This is a genomic window from Acidimicrobiales bacterium (assembly GCA_036273495.1).
Taxonomy (GTDB): Bacteria; Actinomycetota; Acidimicrobiia; order Acidimicrobiales; family JAJPHE01; genus DASSEU01.
In genome coordinates, this window is record DASUHN010000005.1 from 1 (window position 1) to 2,802 (window position 2,802).

2 protein-coding genes are annotated in these 2,802 nt (G+C 70.3%); one reads left to right on the top strand and one right to left on the bottom strand.

The window, feature by feature from the left end; all coding sequences use genetic code 11:
* Nucleotides 1-638: 638 nt before the first annotated feature.
* Entirely contained in the window at nt 639-1,883 is a 1,245-nt protein-coding gene (locus VFW24_00125; protein ID HEX5265155.1) for a hypothetical protein, read from the bottom strand.
* 410 nt (nt 1,884-2,293) lie between these two features.
* Here VFW24_00125 and VFW24_00130 point away from each other — a divergent pair.
* Nucleotides 2,294-2,802: NAD(P)-binding domain-containing protein (locus tag VFW24_00130; protein ID HEX5265156.1), on the top strand; the 509-nt coding region annotated here is incomplete at its 3' end.

A 2,802-nucleotide genomic window follows, 5' to 3' on the forward strand; every position in this document is an offset into this window, starting at 1 on the left:
GATCGATGCCCACATCCCGGCCCGTATCGGGAAGGGGCTGTGGCTTCCCCACGTCACAAGACACGAAGGCCCGGTATCTGCGGCCCTCCCGCCTGACGACCAGGGTCTTGGGCACACCCGGCACGCCCCTGGCCGAGCAGCGGTAGGCGACACGGCCCACGCCCTGTATGTAGAGCCGGCCAGAACGGCCCGAGCCGGAAATCTTCCAGCAGAGGGCCTGGGGGTATTCGACTGAGTCCCACCGAGCGGCGGACTTGTAGCGAGGGTACCCCGGCTTCCGACCCGCCTTTGCCCGCCGGTAGAAGCCGGCGAAGGCCCGGTCGAGGCGCAACAGCGTGCCCCTGGCCACGGTCACCCCAAATGCGAGCGCTGGGTCGTCCCAGCCAGTGAGTTCGGCACACTGATCCCAGCGCGACACGGCCCGGCGCTCCCAGCGCCAGGCCCCCCGACGCTCCTCCAAGGCGGCGTTATAGAGGTGTCGCTGGCTGTTCATCAACTGCCCCAGCGCCGCAGCTTGGCGGGCCGTGAGGCGCAGCAACAGGACGGCTGTCCGGTGCATACGGGCAGTTTGCGATCGAGCTGTGACTCAGTGGCGTCATCTGTAGTTGCTCGCACCGAGTCTTGATCGCAAAGCGGTGCTACGGCTTCGGCGGCTTGGTGGTGGCCGTCGTGGCGGCGGGCTGGGGCGGGGCGCCACCGGTCGTGCCCTGGACCCCGTTGGAGCCGGCCGCCTTGGCGGTGGCGTTGGTGCCGTTGCTGCCGTTGTGGCCCTGGAGCTTCTGGCCGTTCCCGCCGTCACCACCACGGCCGCCGCGACCGCCGGAGAAGCTCTTGCTGGCGTTGCCGCCGTTGCCGCCGTGACCCCCGTTGGAGCCGGTCCCGTTGCAGGGCTTGGCCCCTGCCCTCATCTCGGCCAGGGTGGCCGGCTGGCATCCGCCCTCCCCGCCGGTCCCGCCCACGCCACCGGTGGCCTGAGGCGTGCCGTTACCGCCGTTGCCCCCGGCGCCGCCGTTACTGCCGCACCCGGCCAGGCCGCCGGTGCCGGCGGACCCGCTGTTGGGGGCGGGCGGGCTGGTGCCGGACGGACCGGCCTGGCCCAGGTTCACCCCGTTGGGGCAGTACCCGGTGGACCCGTCGGTCAGGGACACGGCGTGGAAGCCGGCAAAGGTCGTGGCGACGGACCCTCCGGCGCCACCGCCGCTCGTCCCGCCGCCAGAAGTACCTCCGCCCGACGTGCCTCCACCGCTCGTGCCCCCCCCGGAGGTACCTCCGCCCGACGTCCCGCCGCCAGAAGTACCTCCGCCCGACGTACCGCCGGAGCCCTGGTTGACGCCCGTCGACGGGGAGCCGCTGCCGCCGGAGGAGCCACCCGAGCCGCTACTGGTCGTACCTCCGCCTCCGCCGCCCGACCCGGTGTTGCCCCCACCGGACGACGTCCCGCCGCCGCTGCCCCCGGTCGAGCCACCCGGCTTCGAGCCGCTCGAGGTGGAGAAGCCGGACCCGGCTGTGCTGAAGAAGGGACCGGACGCCACCGGATGGCTTCCGCCACCGATCGACGATGCGCTGCCTTTACCGCCCGTGGAGGTCGTGGCTTTCGTGCCTGCCGGACCGGCGCTCGTGGTCGTGGTGCTGCCGGTCGAGGAGTTGCCGACGGAAGAGGTCTGCTGGGGGAACGTGGGCAGCTTCGGTCCCGCCGTCGTGGGCGTATTGCTCGACGGGCCGGGCCCGCTGGCGACCCGGCTCGGCGGGCCGTTGTTGCTACCTCCGCCGCCGATAGTGGTGAGGGCGACGACCAGAGCGACGACGACCGCCAGCACGAGTCCCTGGGACAGCTTGGACGCCGCCAGCGCCCGCCGCAGCACCCAGCCGAGGTATTCCTTCATCTTTAGGACCTTTTAACCCTTGCTCCGCCCGAACCCCGCAGGGAGAACTGTACGCGATCGAACGCTCCGAGTCACCCGCGGCCAACACTTTCCGTGGTTCCAGGGACGCTGCCCGTTCTCCTGCTCCGAGCGTTGAGATTCGTCGTCGAGTATGTGGGCAGGATCCGGAGCGATCAACCGCGGGAGTCGGCTGACGCCCGAGGGATCGGTCACCTCGACGGCGCAACGTGATCGCGAAAGCTCATCCTCGTAGCACTGTGAGTGGTCGAAATGACCCTTCATCGGGGCCGATCGGCCACCCCAATTGGGTACCCATTGGACCGAAAGCCCCGGTAATAGGGGCTAAACCTACGTGAATAGTGAGGAAATAGGCCTTGCCACGGAGCGCGGCGACAGTTGAGAATGCGGGCATGACGACGGCGGAGAACTACGGGCGCGGCCGCTTGGTCGTGGTGGGCCAGGGCTATGTCGGCCTGCCCCTGGCCATGCGTGCTGTCGAGGTCGGCTACCAAGTGGTCGGCTACGACACCGACGAGCGGCGGATCAAGTCGCTGGCGGCGGGGGAGTCCTACATCGAAGACGTCACCGACGCCCACCTGGCCGCCGCGCTCGCCAGCGGGCGCTACCGGCCGGCGGACAAGGCGGCGGCGTGCGCCGGCTTCGACGTGGCGGTGGTGACCGTGCCCACCCCGCTCAAGGACGGCACCCCGGACCTCTCCTACATCGAGGTCTCGGCCCAGACGCTGGCTCGGTTCATCCGGCCCGGCTCCACCGTCATCCTCGAGTCCACGACCTATCCGGGCACTACCACGGAGCTCGTGATCCCGATCCTGGAGGAGGGGTCGGGCCTGGTGGCGGGGGACGACTTCCACGTCGGGTACTCGCCCGAGCGGATCGACCCCGGCAACCCCACCTTCGG

Bases quoted from the DNA above. Each gene is read 5' to 3' on its own strand.
- VFW24_00125 (HEX5265155.1), bottom strand. From the start codon at position 1,883: ATGAAGGAATACCTCGGCTGGGTGCTGCGGCGGGCGCTGGCGGCGTCC.